We start from the raw sequence: 285 nt of genomic DNA on the forward strand, positions 1-285 counted from the left end.
TCCTCTCGGAGCCGTCGCGCACTCCGGTGATCGCAGCCTTGCGCGCCATCTCGTCCACCGCCGCACGGTCCGCCAGCAGCGGGAGCAGGCGGCCGTCGACCCACGCGGGCAGGAACTCGGCGTCGTCCACCAGGATGCCGCCGCCCGCCTGCACCACGCCGGCCGCGTTGAAACGCTGCTCGCCGTTGCCGATCGGGAACGGCACGTACACCGCGGGGATGCCGAGGGCGGCGAACTCGCAGACGGTCGCGGCGCCGGCCCGCGCCACGGCGAAGTCGGTCAGCG

General features: G+C 74.7%; 1 protein-coding gene. It reads right to left on the reverse strand.

Annotated features, from left to right (window positions below; all coding sequences use genetic code 11):
- Window positions 1–285 (reverse strand): glycosyltransferase (locus AC1RPK_RS07695; protein ID WP_481769345.1); only part of this gene is annotated, 285 nt, incomplete at both ends.

Source organism: Dellaglioa sp. CoH-55-MRSF-6, assembly GCF_056782215.1.